The sequence below is a fragment of the Streptomyces sp. A01 genome (assembly GCF_059026195.1).
Genome location: NZ_JBWLKN010000002.1, coordinates 378,893 through 395,939, shown reverse-complemented (window position 1 = coordinate 395,939; position 17,047 = coordinate 378,893). Strand labels below are relative to the sequence as shown.

The following is a 17,047-nucleotide window of genomic DNA, read 5'->3' as shown; positions in this document are numbered from 1 at the left end:
TCGACCGGCCTCGTGTCAGCCCTGCTCGGCCATCGCCCGGACCAGACTCGCCGGCCGCATGTCCGTCCAGTTGGTCTCGATGTACGCCAGGCAGTTCTCGCGGCTGTCCTCCGGGTGGGCCACGGTCCAGCCGGCGGGCACCTCGGCGAAGACGGGCCACAGGGAGTGCTGTCCCTCGTCGTTGACGAGCACGAGGAAGCGGGCGTCTTCGTCGTCGAACGGGTTGGTCATCGTCGTTCTCCTACGGGTCGGGCTGACGCGAACAGATGAGCCCAGCCTCCCAGGTCCCCGGGTGCCTGTGCCAGGGGCAACCGGAGATCCGGGGAGCGGGAGCGGGAGCGGTCAGGCCGGGGCGGGCTGGGCGGCCCGTGCGGGCTCGCTCAGGGCGGCCGCCACGACCGGGCCGATGTGCGCGACGTGTTCGGCGCGCATCAGGTGGTAGTGCTGGGCGGGCACGTGATGGACCTCAAGCCCGCCGTCCACATGGGCTCGCCAGGCGTCCGGGGTGTGGGCGGGGTCGCGCTCGTAACCGGGGATGTCCAGGTCGGCGGTGAACAGCAGCATGTCGCCGTGGAAGACGCCCGGGGTGAACTTCCGCATCAGTTCCAGGTCGTTGCGGAAGATGTCGAGCAGCGGGAAGCTCGACCGCCCCTCCAGGAGGTGCGCCGGCAGCCCCGACTCGCGGCTCAGGTCAGCCGCCAGCTCCGCCGCCTGCCCCGCTGCCTGCCCCTCCGCCTGCCCGGCTGCCTGCCCCTCAGCGCCGGGGGCGCGCCGCGCGTCGTCGGCCGCGGGGACGACGAGGTCACGGCCGCCGATGTTGTCGAGGAGCAGCCCGAGCCACTGGCGCTTGCTCAGCTGCGGCAGGTCGTCGAAGGCGCGCTCGTTGTCCGGGTACGCGTCGAGCACCGCCAGCAGGCCGACCTCCTCCCCGTTCTCCTGGAGCTGGGTGGCCATGGAGTGTGCGACCAGCCCGCCGAAGGACCAGCCGAGCAGGTGGTACGGGCCCTCCGGCCGCACCGCGCGGATCTGCCGCAGATAGTCGGCGGCCATCTCCTCCACCCGCGCCGGGTGGATATCCGGCTCGCTCAGGCCGCGCGCCTGGAGCGCGTACACGGGCTGGTCCGGGCCGAGATGGGGCAGCAGCCCGGAGTAGAGCCAGCTGAGGCCGCCGCCGGGATGGACGCAGAACAGCGGCGCGCGGTCGCCGGTGGCGCGCAGCGGCAGCAGCGGGTCGAGCCCGTACTGCGGCGCGGGGGCTGCCCCGTCCTCGCCCGCCGCCACGGCGGCGTCGAGCCGCAGCGCGAGTCCCTGCGCGGTCGGCGCGGCGAACAGGTCCCTGATGGTCAGCTCCACGCCCACCGTGGCGCGGACCCGGGCGACCAGCCTGGAGGCGAGCAGCGAATGCCCGCCGAGCTGGAAGAAGTCGTCGTCGATGGTGACGCCGACGACGCCGAGGACCTCGCCGAACAGGTCGCACAGCACCTCTTCGTGCGGTGTGCGCGGCGCGCGGCCCGACGGGCCCGCCGTCACCGCGGGCGCGGGCAGGGCCTTGCGGTCGACCTTGCCGTTGACGCTCAACGGCAGCGCGTCGAGGGTGACGACGGCGGCGGGCACCATGTACTCGGGCAGGACACGACCCAGCCGCTCCCTGATCTCGGCGGCGTCCAGCGACGCACCGGCGTCCTCGGTGGTCACGTAGGCGACCAGCCGCTGGTCACCGGTGGCCTCGGTCCGTACGACGGCCACGGCCTGCGCGACCCCGGGCAGCGCCCGCAGCGCCGTCTCGATCTCGCCCAGCTCGATGCGGAAACCGCGCAGCTTGACCTGGTCGTCGGTGCGCCCCAGATACTCAACGCTGCCGTCAGGCAGCCAGCGGGCCAGGTCGCCGGTGCGGTACATGCGGGAACCCGCCGCGCCGAACAGCGGCCCGTACGGGTCGGCGACGAAGCGCCCCGCGGTCAGGGACGACCGGTTCTGGTAGCCACGGGCGAGCTGCGCTCCCGCCAGGTACAGCTCACCCGGTACGCCGGGCGGGCACAGCCGCAGGCCGTGGTCGAGGACGTACAGCCGGGTGTTCCACACCGGCTTGCCGATCGGCACCGGGCCGGTGCCGCCCGGCTCCAGTGGATGGTGCGTCACATCCACGGCGGCCTCGGTAGGCCCGTACAAGTTGTACAGCCGCGCCTGCGGCAGCACCGCGTGCAGCCGCTCGGCCGTCTCCCGAGCCAGCGCCTCGCCGCTGCAGAACACCCGGCGCAGCCCCGTGCAGTCGGCGGCGGCCGGTTCGGCGAGGAAGACCTGGAGCATCGGCGGCACGAAGTGCGTGGTGGTGATGGCCTCGGCGCGGATCGTACGCGCCAGGTAGACGGGGTCCTTGTGGCCACCGGGCCGGGCGAGGACCAGTGTCGCGCCGGTCAGCAGCGGCCAGAAGAACTCCCAGACGGACACGTCGAACCCGGCCGGGGTCTTCTGCAGCACCCGGTCGTCGCACGTCAGGCGGTACGTGCCCTGCATCCACTGGAGCCGGTTGACGATGGCCTGGTGGGGGACGGGCACCCCCTTGGGCCGCCCGGTGGAGCCCGAGGTGTAGATCACGTACGCCGGGTTCTGCGGCAGGGCGCGGGGCAGCGGTCCGTCGGCGGCGACGGCCGCGAGCGCTTCCCTGACGCCGGGGCTGTCCAGCGGCAGCCGGGGAACCTGGGGCGCGGCGGAGGCCGGTGGCTCGCTGCCGGAGCGGGTGAGGACGAGGGCGGGCGCCGCGTCGTCGAGGAGGTACGCCAGCCGCTCGGCCGGGTGGTCGGTGTCCAGCGGCAGATACGCGGCGCCGGTCTTGAGCACGGCGAGCAGCGCGACGACCAGGTCGGCGGAGCGGGGCAGGGCGACGGCGACGGTGCGCTCGGGGCCCGCGCCGTGCTCCGCGAGCAGCCGGGCGACACGGCTCGCCGCTTCGTCCAGCGCGGCGTAGCTCAGCCGGGTGCCGTCGAAGACGACGGCCTCCCGGCCGGGCGTGAGGGCGGCCTGCGCGGCGAACAGCTCCGGGAGGGTGGCGGGTGCGACGTCGGGCCCGGAGACCAGGGCGGACAGTGCGGCGGCGGCCTGGCCGTCCGGGTGTGCCGGTGGCGGCACCAGGGCCGGTGCCGATTCCGGTCGCGGTTCCGCTTCCGGTGCGGTGGCGCCGTTCCACGCGTAGAGGACGCGGTGCCGCTCCTCGTCGCCCAGCAGCTCGATGCCGCCGACGGTGCGGTCCTGGTCGGTGGCGTCGGCGAAGGCGGACACGAGCGCGAGGAAGCGGCGCCGGTGGGCGGCGAGGTCGTCGGCGCTGTAGAGGTCGGCGTTGGCGTTCAGGTCGATCCGTATGCCGGTGCCGTCGGAGCGGTCGTACGCCATCACCGACAGGTCTTCGACGCGGCCGTTGGACAGGTTGTGCGCGGTGAACCGCTGACCGGCGAAGTCGAAGTCGTAGTTGAAGGACATGACGTTGATCTGCGGGCCGACCAGGCCCCGCCCGCCGTCCGGGAGATGAAGATCGCGGGCGAGGTCGATCCGGCGGTACCGCTGGTGCCGCAGCGCCGTCCGCACCTCGCGGGCGACCTGCCGCAGCAGGTCGCGTACCCGCGACTCGCCGGACACGGTCACCCGCAGCGGCAGCAGGTTCGCGAACATCCCCGGCACGGTGCGCAGTTCGGCGTCGGTACGGGCGGCGACCGGAAGGCTGAGGACGATGTCAGGCTCACCGGTCATCCGGTGCAGATACGCGGCCGTCGCCGCGATCATCAGCGCCGACCAGTGGGTGGCCGCCGCCCGCGCGGCACCGCGCAGCCGGACCGCCTCCTCCTCGGAAAGGGAAATGGTCTCCCGTATGCGCGAGGTGAAGACGGTGGGCGCGCGTCCGGCGAGCCGGGGTGGCTCCGGGCAGTCGCTGAAACGCCCGGTCCAGTACGCGCGGTCCGCGGCGAAGTCCACCGATTCACGGTACGCCGCGTCCTTGTCCAGCAGCGTCCGCAGCGACCCGAACCGGGCGGGCGGACGGTCATCGCCCGCCATCAGCGCGGTGTACAGCTCGGCGACCCGCCGGGCGATGAGGGGACCGCCCGCGGCGTCCGTGACGATGTGGTGCGTCACCTGGTACCAGGCCCAGCGCTCGGGCCCGGTCCTCAGCAGCGCGTAGCGGAACAGCGGGCCGCTCGTCATATCCATGACCCGGTCGAGATCGGCGCGCATCCATTCCTCGGCCGATGCCCAGGGGTCCTCCTCGGCGGTGAGGTCGAGGACGGGGAAATCCCACTCGGTCACCGGATCGTAAACCTGCCACGGCACCCCGTCGTCCTCACCGAATCGCGTGTTGTACGGCTCGGCTTCAGCGACGGCCTGTCGCAGGGCTCTTTCGAATATCTCGGGATGGACCGGTCCGTGTATGACGTCGTATTCACTGATCAGGAACATATTGCTGTCCGGATCGAGTTGCTGGCTCAACCAGATTTCGCTCTGGCCGGTAGACAACGGGAGTCGGGCACCGCGATTCTGAGATCGCAAGACTTTCCACCTCGTGCACTATCGAAACGGAGGGTGTCAGGCCAGCCGTTGGTCGGCTGCGAGCCGTCCCGCCGATCCTAAGAGGAAGGTGTGACGAAAACGTGGAGCCTGGGGGACGTGAGTGAAACGTGGGGGGTGCGGCCAAAAACCACCCCACGCGATAAGGGGGCTGTGAAACAACGAGGTGATGCTCGCGTGAACGCCGTTCACCTCTCCTTAATGCGGAGGTCCCGGATAGGGGTGCGATAGGGGGGTGTCAAGGGGGTCCGCTCACCGGCAGTCACCACTGTTCGCACCCTGGCCGAGTGCCGCCGGGCCCTCCACCCGAGCGGCTGCCCCGCCGTGAGCGGCGGTGTCCGCAGGGGTTCAGGCGTCGTCGCGAAAAGCCCACGAGAGCAGCACGAAATCCTCGCCATCACCCGCACCCGCACCCGCCGCCCGGTAGGCCGCCAAAGCCGCCGCGTTACCGCGCTCCGTGCCGACCCACATTCCGTAACACCCCCGGTCGCGCGCGAGATCGGCCAGCGCCCGCACCAACGCCCAGCCAATGCCCCGCCGCTGGAACTCAGGAGCCACCGAAAGCTCGTACAAGAACATCTCGGTGCCTTTGTCGGGATGGGTCATCTCCACCCCGGTGACCATTCCGGCCACGGCCTTCTCCTCATACGCCAGCAGAAGGTGATGCCCACTCTCGGAAAGAAAGCGAGCCGCCGCCTCCGCACGCGCCGGACCGTCGAACAGATGCTCCGCGCCGATGATTTCATCAATGTCCGTCGCTCGCCGAATGTCCGTCACGGGCCTATTCCCTTCGACTGGCGGTACCGGGAACGCGGAGCTTAGCGGAGGCGCACTCGGCGCATGTGCCTGGCGATGGCGCTCCGCGTCACGGTTGACGGTCGTAGCCGCACGGCCTTGCGGACGCGGCTCATACCGAGGCCGGCTCGCCGCCGTCATCAGCGTCTCGGAGCACGCGCGCGTAGTCGGTGACCACACGCCGGAACAGGTCATGCCCGGCGTGACGACCAGCGTGCCGCAGACACCAGCCCTGCGCGTCCGCCTGCCGCTCCCGGCCGCCGGACTCGGCGCGGCAGCCGACCGTCATACAGAACACCTCGAAGGACACACCCGACTCCGGGGCTTGGCGGATGGTGTGCTGGACGAAGCGCACGGTGGTGCGGCTGTGGGCTGACCGGGCCGGGTACGCCGCGTCATGGCTCATCGGAATGCCTCCGCCGGACCGCCGGGGCGGGAGGCGGTGCGGCCAACCCGCCTCGTGTCGCGGCGATCCGCAGCGCGTCGGCCAGGCTCTCCGACAGGCGCGCGCACGCGTACCACAGCACGTGTACGGACGTACGCGGGTCGGCCAGCACATCGCGTACATGCCCCAACAGGGCGGTGCCCATGGCGAGTTGCACGGCCTCCGCGTCGTGCTCGCTCACGACCGTCCGCAGCTTGGCGTCCGGGTGATCGGGGGCGGGGGTGTCGCTCATCGGAGTGCCGCCTTTCCGTGGTGCGGGCCGTGGCGGGGGGGCGAGTGCGGTGGTTGCACGTATTCGGCGGCGACGGCCATGGCCCCAGCGGTGTGGGGGTTCTCTCCGGAGGGATGCCGAGAGGTCGAGAAGGTCATCGTGTGGATCACGTGGGGTTCGTCCTTCATGTGCTGTCCAACCAGCCTGATCACCGACTGTGGTCGAGTGCTTACAGCGTCGTCGCGAGAAGGCGTAGCGTCCACGGTGGACCTGTCACCAGGCGCCTGTTGGTGACAGCGGCACAGAAAGGTCGGTGTACCTGGTGGAGTTGCACGAGGACGGATGGAAGGCGACGCCGCGCACGCTGCTGGGTCAGCGGCTGCGGCGTATGCGAGAACAAGCGGGGATCTCCCAGCGCGCGCTTGCGGAACAGATCAAATATCCTCACACCTACGTGAGCCGCGTCGAGCGGCATGAGCAACTTCCGAGCATGGCTCTGGCAGAAGCGCTGGACGCCCACTTCGAGACGGACGGGCTCTTCGCCGAGCTGCTTGTCCTTGCTCAGGATTCCTTGGTCGCGCAGTACTCCCAGGAGTTCATCGAGAGGGAAGCGCGGGCCGTCCGCATCCAGGTCTTCACAAGCAGCCTGGTCCCGGGACTGTCGCAGACGCCGGACTACGCCCGCGAGGTCTTCGTCACGGGGTTACCAAGTAACCAGCTGTCCGAAGTCGATGCCCGTGTGGGGGCCGGGATGCACCGACAGCGGGTGCTGCAACGCGCGGACCCACCTCTGTATTGGGCGATCATGGATGAGGCGGCACTCAAGCGCCCCACGGCTTCGCGAGAGGTCCTGATCACCCAGCTGGAACGGGTGCTGCAGAAGGCTGGCAACCCGCAAGCGCGGGTCCAAGTACTACCGTTCGCACAGGCGTTTCACCCTCTCCAAGGGGGTAGCTTGACGTTGCTGACCATGGCAGACGGAACCACCAGGGCCTTGGTGGAATCCTTCGGGACGGGAGAGGCGATCGACGCGCCGCGACTGGTCGTCGACTTGGTGCAGCGGTTCGACGTAGCTCGATCGCAGGCGCTTCCGGAATCCGACTCGCTGGACCTCATCCGCCACTACATCAAGGACCCCAGCGGCCCGGCCCTGGTCTTCGAGCCCTCCGCTTGGGCCACGTTCGTGGCCGCGGTCAAGCGGGGCGAACTGTCCGGTTGAGCGTCCGATGGGCGGCGAACCTCTCCGTGCCCACACTGGGCCAGCTTCAGGCGTCGAAGCGACGTACCGCACCAACAAGGCGGCGAGGCGGCGAGGCGACGAGCCTCACGTGAGCGCGCGTAACGCTGCGGCCGACGCCACCAGCCCCTCCCGCTCCAGGGAGGAGATGACGTCCCCGACCACGGCATTGGGCGGGCGCTTCCAACGGTCGGCGATCTGCTGAAGCGTGGCATACACGACCTGGGGCGACAGATCGACCTGCGCCTCCAGGAACACGTCCGGGTGCACGGCCTCCACGTCCCACGGGTCGAGCTGGTCGGCGGGGAAGTCCTTCAGGTTGGACGTGACGATGACCTGGGCCCGGGCTCTGATGGCGGCCGCTAAGACGTGCCGGTCATCGGGGTCGGGCAGCTTGGGCATGTCGATGAGCGGCTCGTACCCCTTGACCAGCACGTCACGGAGGGAGGCGGCCATGAGGCGGCGGGTCTTGTCCAGCCCGGCCTGCGCCAGGTCCGGCCGGTTGGCCTTCAGGTTCCGGAACGTCTCGTCCAGGATCTCTGGTCCGTCCACTTGGCCTGCACCAGCCCGGCCGATCTGAGGCGGTGTGTGAGCGGCGGTAGCGGTGTGTGTGGGCGGACTGGTGGTATCTGTCGTCGTCTCGCCGGTCCAGTATCCGCAGTAACCGAAATAAACGCAACAACTGAAACGGTCGGTCGTGCGTCACGGCGGAGGTCGGCCTCGGTCGGCCTCAGCCGCGTGGTCCATTCCGTGCAGGCTCTCGCTGGACCAACGGAGGCGGCGACGGGGACGACCACGCGTGATGGGCGGCCCCTGGGGGGACCGCCCATCACGTTGGTGAGCTCAGAACAACTGAGAACAGAGGCCGTGGCGGGAATCGAACCCACGTAACTCGCTTTGCAGGCGAGCCCCTCAACCACTCGGGCACACGGCCAAGTTGGTGTGCTGGTTCGACCATGGCCGACGAGGGTGGGGTCGGTCAACGCTTGGGCCGCGGTCGCCATGTGACCGCAATGCCGCCGTCATGAACCGGCCCTCGTCCCCGGCCCGCCGCCGCCCCCTTGGCGCCGGGTGCGGGCGGGGGCCGCGGCAACGCCTACGCCCCCCGTAGGAAGTCCTCCACCACCGGGCGGAAGAGTTGCGGTTCGTCGACCCAGGGGTAGTGGCCCACGTCGTGCAGGGGGCGGACGCGGGGGTTGGGGAAGCAGGCGGCGACCAGTTCTCCCGCGTGCATGCCCGTTACCGCGTCGCGGTCGCCGGTCACGACGAGTACCGGGCAGTCCACGGCCCGCAGCCGTTCCAGGACCGCCAGTCGGGACGCCTCGTCCACGCCCTGCCAGAAGCCGGCCCGCGGCACCGGGCCCAGCTGGGCACCCTCGCTTCGCGCGTGGATGCGTTGCGGTTCCTCCCATCGTCCGTAGGCCATCGGGGCGGCGCGCCACAGCAGGTCGCGGATCTCGTCCAGGTCGGTCGCCAGCGGCAGCATCTGGACGGCTACGTACGCGTCCTCCCACCACGGCTCGATGGCCCGGGCGTCGAAGATCTCGCGGGCGTCGTCGGGCAGCTCGCCCTGTATCCGGGCGCCGGGGCAGACCAGGATGAGGTGGCTCAGCCGCTCGGGGTGGGCGGCGGCGTACGCCTGTGCCGTGGCGGCTGCCGCGTCGTGTGCGAGCAGCGCGAACCGTTCGAGGCCGAGGTGCCGGCGCAGGGCCTCAAGGTCCTGCGCGAGGCTGGGGAAGGCGTAGCCGCTGGGTTCGGCTGCGGGTGGCGAGGCGCCGGTGCCCCGGCTGTCGGGGATGACGAGGCGGCGGTGGGAGTCCAGGCCGCCGAGGTCGCCGAGGTACGCGGCGTTCCTGCCCGGCCCGCCCGCGAGGCAGATGAGCGGCGGGACGGCGGCCCCGTCGCGGGGCTCCAGCACGCGGTAGGCGAGTTCGGCACCGTCGTACGAGACGTACTGGTGCGCGCCGTGGCGCAGGGCAAGTGCGGTGTCATGCGGCATTCGTCCAGCTTGCCGTACTCGGTGCGGTGTGTGCGGGAGGGGTGGGGGTGAGAGGGGTGTCACGGTGAGGAGCGCATGCCGCGCCGCACGGGATGTTGGGGCCTCCCAACCTCCGCTTATGATTCGTGGGTGTTCGATTCCCGGCACATCAAGACCTTCCGCGAAGTGGTCACGGCCGGTTCCTACTCGGCGGCCGCTCGCTCGCTCGGCTATACGCAACCCGCGATCACCCAGCAGATGAAGGCTCTCGAACGGGATGTCGGCACCGCGCTGTTCACGCGCGTCGGCCGCCGCATGCGGCTCACCGAGGCCGGGGAGGCGCTGGCCCGGCACGCTGATGTGATCCTCGACAGCATGTCCGCCGCCCAGCAGCAGATGAACGCCATCACCCGGCTGCGCTCAGGGCGGGTGCGCGTCTGCGCGTTCCCCAGCGCCAACGCCACCTTGATTCCGGAGGCCATGGCCCGGCTCGCCGCCGGGCACCCCGGCGTGCGCGTGGAACTCCTGGAGGGCGAACCGCCCGACTCGCTGCGGCGGCTGGCCCGTGGCGAATGTGACATCACCCTCGCCTTCACCTACCCCGGCCTGCATGAAGAGGTCCCGGATGACGTGGTCGAGGTGAAGCTGCTCGAAGATCAGCTGACCGTGCTGCTGCCCACCGGGCACCCGCTGGCCCGGCGGCGGGCGGTGAAGCTGGCCGACCTGGCCGAGGAACGCTGGATCGCGGGCTGCCTGCGCTGCCGGGCCAATTTCCTGCACGAGTGCGCGGAGCAGGGCTTCGCCCCGGACATCGCGTTCACCACGGACGACAACCTCGTCGTCCAGAGCCTGGTCGCCGCCGGTGTCGGCGTGGCGATGATGCCCGCCCTGGTGCTCTCCTTCCTGTGCCACCAGAAGGTGACGGGGCGGGCCCTGGACCCCGCCTCGCGCCGTCAGGTCTCGGCGTACGTACTCCGGGACCATCTGCGCATCCCCGCGACCGCGCTCGTGCTCGACGAGCTGAATGCGGTCGCGGAGCGGCGCGTCGGCTGCTGAGCCCGCCACGCGCCGCGCGCTCGGGTCGTCCATAAGCAGACGTGGGCAAAGAGTCAATGGACTGTTGTTAGACGTAATAGGTTGATCGCGCGACTCTTCACATATGAGTACTCCGACCGCCCTCACGCCCTACCGGGCCGCATGTACGACCGCGCGTCTCGACTCACTTGTTGAGGACGTGCGTGAGGCCGTTGGACGCGGCCTGCCTCCCGACCTGACGGCCTATCTGGTGGGTGAACGGCTCGGCCCCCATCTCGGCGCCGCCGATCTGCTCACCGACGAGCAGTGCGAGCCAGACCCCGACCACTACCGCCAGCACCTGCTGTACGCCGAGCGGGACGGCAGCTTCTCGGTCGTCGCCCTGGTGTGGATGCCCGGCCAGCTCACCTCCATCCACGATCACGTCTCCTGGTGTGTGACCGGCGTCCACGAGGGCGAGGAGAGCGAACGCCGCTACCGCCTCGTCTCGGACGGCGCCACCTCCCGGCTCGTCGCCACCCAGGACGTCGTCAATCCGCAGGGCGCGGTGTGTGGCTTCGCGCCGCCCGGTGACATCCACCGGGTCCGCAACGCCGGTACGGACACGGCGATCTCGCTGCACATCTACGGGGCCGACATCTCGCGTCTGGGCACCAGCGTGCGCCGGGTGTACGAGCTGCCCGCGGACGAGCTGTGAGCTGGACCCGTGCGCCCCACTTCCCCCACCTTCCGCCTCTCCCGCACATCCCACGCATTCCTCTTCCTCGTATCGCCCGTCGTACGGCACGGGACGCCGCGCGGGACGCCGGGAGGAACGGCACGCGCGCGCCCGTACGCGACCAGGCAGCCGCAGCCGCTCTCGACACCGCGCCCGGCGGTCGGCCGGGCCTGACCAGGACTCCCAGTCCGCCGGGTGACGAGGCGGGGACGCCGCCCGGCGGGCTGGCGCTGGCGGCGGGCGCCCTGGCCCCGCCGCCTCCGCGCGCTAGGACGGCACCGGCCGTCGCACCGCCCACGTCCGCGGCGCCGACGCCCCCACCACCCGGCGCCGGCGTGGGCGGGGGCCAGCGCGGCGGCGCGGGCGGTGCGCGGACGGGCAGGGTGGCCGGGCTCGCGCTCGCCGTGACCGGCGTCGCCATCGCCTGGACCGCGCACCAACTCCTGCCCGTCATACCGATGCTGACCATCGCCGTGGTGCTCGGCATCGCGGCCGCCCATGTCCCCGGCTCGCGCGGCATGGTCCGGGGGGCCTGCCGCCCCGGCCTCTCGTACGCGGGTAAGCGGCTGATGCGGCTCGGCATCGTGCTGCTCGGCCTCAAGCTCAGCCTGGACGACGTGCTGGGCATCGGCTGGGCGACGGTGGCCATGGTGCTCGCCGTCGTGACGGCCACCTTCTTCGGCACCTGGTGGCTCGGCCGCACCATGGGCCTGCCCGGCGATCAGCCGCTGCTGATCGCCACCGGCTACTCGATCTGCGGCGCTTCCGCGATCGGCGCTGTCAGCGACGCGTCCGACAGCGACGAACGCGACGTGGCGACCTCGGTGGCGCTGGTGACGCTGTGCGGCACGCTCGCCATCGCCGTACTCCCGCTGCTCCAGCAGCCGTTGGGTCTCAGCGACGGCCAGTTCGGCCGCTGGGCCGGGGCAAGCGTGCACGACGTCGGGCAGGTCGTGGCGACCGCGCAGACGGCCGGGTCAGGGGCGCTGAGCGAGGCGGTCCTTGTCAAGCTGATGCGGGTGGCGCTCCTCGCGCCGCTGGTGGCGGCCGTAGCCCTGTCCGTACGGGCACGGGCGCGCGCCCACACGCGTGCCGAGGCCGCGGCGCTACGGGCCGACGGCACCGCGGAAGCGGCCGGTGGCGGCTCCGGAGCGCCGACCGGAAGCGAGCCGAAGACACGTCGGCCACCGCTCGTGCCGCTGTTCGTGCTCGGCTTCCTGGCGATGGTCGCCGTACGCAGCACCGGCTGGCTGCCGGGCGGTGCGATCGACGCGGCCGGTCACGCCCAGGAACTCCTGCTGGCAGCCGCCCTGTTCGGGCTCGGCAGCGCGGTGCACCTGCCGTCACTCACGCGCACGGGCGGGCGCGTCGCCGCGCTCGGGCTGTGCTCGTGGGTCGTCGTCGCCGGGGTGTCGTACGCGGGCGTGCTGCTGACGATGTAACGGGACGGCGGACGACGTCCCAGGACGGCGGAGACGGCGGGGACGGCGGGCCAGCCCGGTCGTTACCAGGCCGCCACCGGTCACCGGTCCGGGCCGGATCGGACCACCCCGTCCCGGATCGGACTGGAGTGGCCCGGATCGGACTGGACCCGCCCCCGTCCGCGCGTGTCCCTGACGCCATGCGGCTCCCTGCCTGCCCTACCCGCCCTGCCCGAGAGGCTCCCTGCGCGAGAGGACGTAGGCCGGATGGACGAGGCGGCCACCATCTTGCGACAGGGGTCAAACCGCGGAATGACTCTTACGCTGGCGCAATGACCGATGCCGATCCGCGCCCCGCCGACGCGGAAGGGGCCGCTGCCGCCGCCCTGACCGCCACTGTGGGAGCAGCGCCTGCTGCCGCCTCCGTTCCCGCCGGTCCCGCGACCGGACCCGGTGCCGCCGCCACGGTCACGTCCGAGGAGCCCCGGAGCGCTGAAGGTCCGCCAGGCGGGGTGTCGGATGACACGGTGGACGGGGCGTCGGGCGGGGCGCCGGGCGAGGGCGGCCTTCCGGGGAAGAACGAGACGGTGCTCGGCCGCGCCTACCGGGCGCTGACCCTCGGCATCATCTCCGTCGTCTCCCTCATCGCGTTCGAGGCGAGCGCCGTCAACACGGCCATGCCGGTCGCCGCCGACAGCCTCAACGGCGTGGAGCTGTACGCGTTCGCCTTCTCCGGCTACTTCACCGCGAGCCTGTTCGCGATGGCGCTGTCCGGCGAGTGGTGCGACCGCAAGGGCCCGCTCGTCCCCCTCTTCACCGGCATAGCCACGTTCGGAGCCGGGCTGCTGGTGGCCGGTGCGGCCCAGGAGATGTGGATGTTCGTCGCCGGGCGGGGGATACAGGGCATCGGCGGCGGACTGGTGATCGTCTCGCTGTACGTCGTCGTCGGCCGCGCCTACCCGCAGCGGCTGCAACCGTCCGTGCTGGCCGCGTTCTCCGCCGCCTGGGTGCTGCCGGTGATCGTCGGGCCCGTCGTGGCCGGAACGGTCACCGAACAGGTCGGCTGGCGCTGGGTGTTCCTCGCCATCCCCGTCCTGGTGCTGCTGCCGCTCGCGGTGATGCTGCCCGCGCTGCGGAAACTCCCGGCGGGCGAGCGCACCCCGGAGATGAACCGCCGCCGCATCCTGCTCGCGCTCGCCGTCGCGGCGGGGGCCGGTCTGCTCCAGTACGCGGTGCAGGACCTCCACTGGCTCTCCCTCCTCCCCGGCGTCGCGGGGGTGGCGCTCCTCGTCCCCTGCGTGCTGCGGCTGCTGCCGAAGGGCACGTTCCGCGCCGCGCGCGGGCTGCCCTCGGTCGTGCTGCTGCGCGGCATCACCGCCGGGTCCTTCCTCGGGGCGGAGAGCTTCGTACCGCTGATGCTCGTCAGCGAGCGCGGCCTGTCCCCGACAGCGGCGGGCCTCTCGCTCACCGGCGGCGGTCTGACCTGGGCCCTCGGCTCGTACACCCAGAGCCGCCCACGTCTTGAGCCCCACCGGGAACGGCTGATGGGCCTCGGCATGCTGCTGATAGCGGCGGCCATCGGCCTGGTCGCGACGGCGCTGATCGACGGCGTGCCCGCCTGGATCGTGGCGGTCTCGTGGGTCATCGGCGGCTTCGGCATGGGCCTGACGATCTCCAGCGGCAGCGTGCTGCTCCTCAAGCTCTCCCGCCCGGAGGACGCGGGCAGCAACGCCGCTTCCCTCCAGGTCTCGGACGCCCTGGGCAACATCACCCTGGTCGGGCTGAGCGGGACGCTCTTCGTGGCCTTCGGCGGCGGATCGGCGGCGGCCGGTTCGCATGGCGCCGCCTCCGGCTCGTCCGGCCACCCGGCCGCCTTCGTCGCGGTCTTCCTCGCGATGGCGGCGATGGCGGTGGTCGGTGCGCTGGTCACGACGCGGCTGCGGCCGCGTGAGGCGGTGGTATCAGAATGACCCCACCTGGTGGTACCATTTTGGTATGGCTATGAACCTGCGTCTTCGTGACGACCAGACCGATGCCCTCAAGCGCCGCGCCGAGCAGGAGGGCGCGAGCATGCACGCCATCGTGCTCAAGGCTGTCGATGACTACCTTGCCCGCACGGCGCAGGACGTCATGGTGCGTAAGACCGCTCAGGAGCAGACGGCCAAGTGGAGCGAGCTTCTGGAGCGACTTAAGTGACCTGCGTCTATCTGACGGCCGAGGATGTCCTGGCCATCGCCGAGATCGCCTGCGGTGACACGGAGGTGGTGGTCCGGGACGCCGGGTTGCTGGAGTCCGCCGTCCACCGCCCCTCGGCGGCCATGTTCGGCGAGGAAGCGTACCCGGACCTGCTCGACAAGGCCGCAGCACTCCTGCAGTCCCTCGCGATCAACCATCCGCTCTTCGACGGGAACAAGCGCACGGCGTGGATCTCCTGTGTGTCCTTCCTCGCGATCAACGGTGTGGAGCTCCGTCCCGACATCGACGCCGCCGAACGCCTGGTCATCGCGGTCGCGTCCGGCGACATGGACGAGGTCAAGACGATCGCGGACGGACTGCGCGCCTTGCGGGACGCCGATGTGAGCTAACTCCCACCCAGGGGTGCACCCGCCCCATAACCCCCAGGCGTGAACGGCGGCACAGGTAGGCTGACGCGGTTGCAGATCCCGAGCCAGCCCGACGGAGACCGTGACTACTACCGCCGCTCAGCACCATCTCTCACCTGCCTTCCCAGGCCGGGCCCCGTGGGGTACCGCGAACAAGCTGCGCGCCTGGCAGCAGAGAGCGATGGACGCGTACATCCAGAGCCAGCCCCGCGACTTCCTCGCCGTCGCCACCCCGGGCGCCGGAAAGACGACGTTCGCGCTGACCTTGGCGTCCTGGCTGCTGCACCATCACGTGGTGCAGCAGGTGACGGTCGTCGCACCGACCGAACACCTCAAGAAGCAGTGGGCGGAGGCGGCCGCCCGGGTAGGGATCAAGCTCGATCCCGAGTACTCGGCGGGCCCGCTGAGCCGCGAATACCAGGGCGTCGCCGTGACGTACGCGGGTGTCGGCGTACGGCCGATGCTCCACCGCAACCGCTGCGAGCAGCGCAAGACCCTGGTCATCCTCGACGAGATCCACCACGCCGGTGACTCGAAGTCGTGGGGCGAGGCGTGCGCCGAGGCGTTCGACCCGGCGACCCGGCGCCTCGCGCTGACCGGCACCCCGTTCCGGTCCGACACCAACCCGATCCCGTTCGTCGCGTACGAGGAAGGCAACGACGGCATCCGCCGTTCGTCCGCCGACTACACCTACGGCTACAGCAACGCGCTCGCCGACGGCGTCGTCCGGCCGGTGATCTTCCTTTCGTACAGCGGGAACATGCGCTGGCGGACCAAGGCGGGCGACGAGATCGCGGCCCGGCTCGGCGAGCCGATGACCAAGGACGCCATCTCGCAGGCGTGGCGCACCGCCCTCGACCCGAGCGGCGAGTGGATGCCCAACGTGCTGGCCGCCGCGGACCGGCGGCTGACCGAGGTGCGCAAGGGCATCCCCGACGCGGGCGGCCTGGTCATCGCCACCGACCAGGACCAGGCCCGCTCGTACGCCAAGCTGATCCGCAAGATCACCGGCGAGTCGGCGACCGTCGTGCTCTCCGACGAGACGGCCGCCTCGCAGCGGATCGACGACTTCAGCAAGTCCGACACCCGGTGGATGGTCGCCGTCCGCATGGTGTCCGAGGGTGTGGACGTGCCCCGCCTGGCCGTCGGCGTGTACGCCACCACCATCTCCACCCCGCTCTTCTTCGCCCAGGCCGTCGGCCGCTTCGTACGGTCGCGGCGGCGCGGCGAGACGGCGTCGGTGTTCCTGCCGACCATCCCCACGCTGCTCGGCTTCGCGGGCGAGATGGAGGTCGAACGCGACCACGTCCTCGACAAGCCGAAGAAGGACAGCGAGGAGGACCCGTACGCCGAGGAGGACAAGCTCCTCCAGGAGGCGGAGAAGCAGCAGGACGAGGACACCGGCGACCAGGACCAGCTGCCCTTCGAGGCCCTGGAGTCGGACGCGGTCTTCGACCGGGTGCTCTACGACGGCGCCGAGTTCGGCATGCAGGCCCATCCGGGCAGCGAGGAAGAACAGGACTACCTGGGCATCCCGGGCCTGCTGGAGCCGGACCAGGTGCAGCTGCTGCTGCAACGCAGGCAGGCCAGGCAGATCGCGCACAGCCGCAAGAAGCCGGACGAGGAGGCCGACCTCCTGGAGCTGCCCGCCGAGCGCCGCCCGGTCGTCAGCCACAAGGACCTGCTCGCGCTGCGCAAGGAGCTCAACGGAATGGTCGGCGCGTACGTCCACCAGAGCGGCAAACCGCACGGTGTCATCCACACCGAGCTGCGCCGGGTGTGCGGGGGGCCGCCGAGCGCGGAGGCGACGGCGGGGCAGCTGCGGGAGCGGATCAACAAGGTCCGCGAGTGGGCCACGCGGATGCGCTGACGCGCGTTCGGCGGATCATGCTGGGGTGTGGGTCCCTGTCTGTGCGTCGCGGACCGCGGGTGTGTCGTGGCTGGGCGCGCAGTTCCCCGCGCCCCTGGCGGGGCGCGCTTCTTCGCGGGACCGCCGGGCATTCAGGGACGCGGGACCTCCGGCAGCGTGAGGACATCGCTGCGACGCCCCCGT

Annotated in this window: 15 protein-coding genes and 1 tRNA gene; 8 read left to right on the top strand and 8 right to left on the bottom strand. The window is 71.1% G+C overall.

Translation table 11 applies throughout. The features are described 5' to 3' along the window. Window positions 1–15 precede the first annotated feature (15 nt). From AC5P1B_RS04100 to AC5P1B_RS04080, 5 genes are all read right to left on the bottom strand, one after another. Complete coding sequence (locus AC5P1B_RS04100) at window positions 16–231, bottom strand: MbtH family protein (RefSeq protein WP_493884774.1); 216 nt, start codon at window positions 229–231, stop codon at window positions 16–18. A 111-nt stretch (window positions 232–342) separates the two neighbouring features. After that, window positions 343–4,533, bottom strand: coding sequence for an amino acid adenylation domain-containing protein (locus AC5P1B_RS04095; protein WP_493884773.1), 4,191 nt, complete (start codon window positions 4,531–4,533; stop codon window positions 343–345). Window positions 4,534–4,899: 366 nt separating this feature from the next. Then, the gene (locus tag AC5P1B_RS04090) at window positions 4,900–5,328 is read right to left on the bottom strand and encodes a GNAT family N-acetyltransferase (protein WP_493884772.1); all 429 of its coding nucleotides are present in this window, start codon (window positions 5,326–5,328) and stop codon (window positions 4,900–4,902) included. A 130-nt stretch (window positions 5,329–5,458) separates the two neighbouring features. Further along, window positions 5,459–5,752 (bottom strand): DUF7848 domain-containing protein, encoded by a 294-nt coding sequence (locus tag AC5P1B_RS04085; protein WP_493884771.1) that lies wholly within the window; start codon window positions 5,750–5,752, stop codon window positions 5,459–5,461. Further along, window positions 5,742–6,023, bottom strand: coding sequence for a hypothetical protein (locus AC5P1B_RS04080; RefSeq protein ID WP_493884770.1), 282 nt, complete (start codon window positions 6,021–6,023; stop codon window positions 5,742–5,744). Before AC5P1B_RS04080 ends, AC5P1B_RS04085 begins: the two co-directional genes overlap by 11 nt. Window positions 6,024–6,324: 301 nt before the next feature. On the opposite strand from AC5P1B_RS04080, the gene AC5P1B_RS04075 reads away from it, so the two are divergent. Then, window positions 6,325–7,221: a helix-turn-helix domain-containing protein gene (locus tag AC5P1B_RS04075; RefSeq protein ID WP_493884769.1), complete on the top strand. Its 897-nt coding sequence runs from the start codon at window positions 6,325–6,327 to the stop codon at window positions 7,219–7,221. 105 nt (window positions 7,222–7,326) lie between these two features. On the opposite strand, the gene AC5P1B_RS04070 is transcribed toward AC5P1B_RS04075, so the two are convergent. The 3 genes from AC5P1B_RS04070 to AC5P1B_RS04060 all read right to left on the bottom strand — a co-directional run bounded on the left by AC5P1B_RS04070 (window position 7,327) and on the right by AC5P1B_RS04060 (window position 9,238). Further along, window positions 7,327–7,791, bottom strand: coding sequence for a PIN domain-containing protein (locus tag AC5P1B_RS04070; RefSeq protein WP_493884768.1), 465 nt, complete (start codon window positions 7,789–7,791; stop codon window positions 7,327–7,329). Window positions 7,792–8,101: 310 nt separating this feature from the next. After that, a tRNA-Cys gene (locus AC5P1B_RS04065) sits at window positions 8,102–8,173 on the bottom strand. A gap of 162 nt (window positions 8,174–8,335) precedes the next feature. Then, the gene (locus AC5P1B_RS04060) at window positions 8,336–9,238 is read right to left on the bottom strand and encodes an alpha/beta fold hydrolase (protein ID WP_493884767.1); all 903 of its coding nucleotides are present in this window, start codon (window positions 9,236–9,238) and stop codon (window positions 8,336–8,338) included. A 129-nt stretch (window positions 9,239–9,367) separates the two neighbouring features. On the opposite strand from AC5P1B_RS04060, the gene AC5P1B_RS04055 reads away from it, so the two are divergent. The 7 genes from AC5P1B_RS04055 to AC5P1B_RS04025 all read left to right on the top strand — a co-directional run bounded on the left by AC5P1B_RS04055 (window position 9,368) and on the right by AC5P1B_RS04025 (window position 16,864). Then, window positions 9,368–10,273: a LysR family transcriptional regulator gene (locus AC5P1B_RS04055; protein WP_493884766.1), complete on the top strand. Its 906-nt coding sequence runs from the start codon at window positions 9,368–9,370 to the stop codon at window positions 10,271–10,273. 103 nt (window positions 10,274–10,376) lie between these two features. Then, window positions 10,377–10,949 (top strand): cysteine dioxygenase family protein, encoded by a 573-nt coding sequence (locus AC5P1B_RS04050; RefSeq protein WP_493884765.1) that lies wholly within the window; start codon window positions 10,377–10,379, stop codon window positions 10,947–10,949. 356 nt (window positions 10,950–11,305) lie between these two features. Further along, the gene (locus tag AC5P1B_RS04045) at window positions 11,306–12,412 is read left to right on the top strand and encodes a YeiH family protein (protein ID WP_493884856.1); all 1,107 of its coding nucleotides are present in this window, start codon (window positions 11,306–11,308) and stop codon (window positions 12,410–12,412) included. Between the two features lie 311 nt (window positions 12,413–12,723). Beyond that, window positions 12,724–14,361, top strand: coding sequence for an MFS transporter (locus AC5P1B_RS04040; RefSeq protein ID WP_493884764.1), 1,638 nt, complete (start codon window positions 12,724–12,726; stop codon window positions 14,359–14,361). A 25-nt stretch (window positions 14,362–14,386) separates the two neighbouring features. Further along, on the top strand, window positions 14,387–14,587 hold the full coding sequence (locus tag AC5P1B_RS04035) for a CopG family transcriptional regulator (RefSeq protein ID WP_493884763.1): 201 nt from the start codon (window positions 14,387–14,389) through the stop codon (window positions 14,585–14,587). After that, the gene (locus AC5P1B_RS04030) at window positions 14,584–14,976 is read left to right on the top strand and encodes a type II toxin-antitoxin system death-on-curing family toxin (RefSeq protein ID WP_493884762.1); all 393 of its coding nucleotides are present in this window, start codon (window positions 14,584–14,586) and stop codon (window positions 14,974–14,976) included. The genes AC5P1B_RS04035 and AC5P1B_RS04030 overlap by 4 nt, the downstream gene beginning before the upstream one ends. Window positions 14,977–15,076: 100 nt before the next feature. After that, the gene (locus AC5P1B_RS04025) at window positions 15,077–16,864 is read left to right on the top strand and encodes a DEAD/DEAH box helicase (RefSeq protein WP_493884761.1); all 1,788 of its coding nucleotides are present in this window, start codon (window positions 15,077–15,079) and stop codon (window positions 16,862–16,864) included. Window positions 16,865–17,047: the final 183 nt, after the last annotated feature.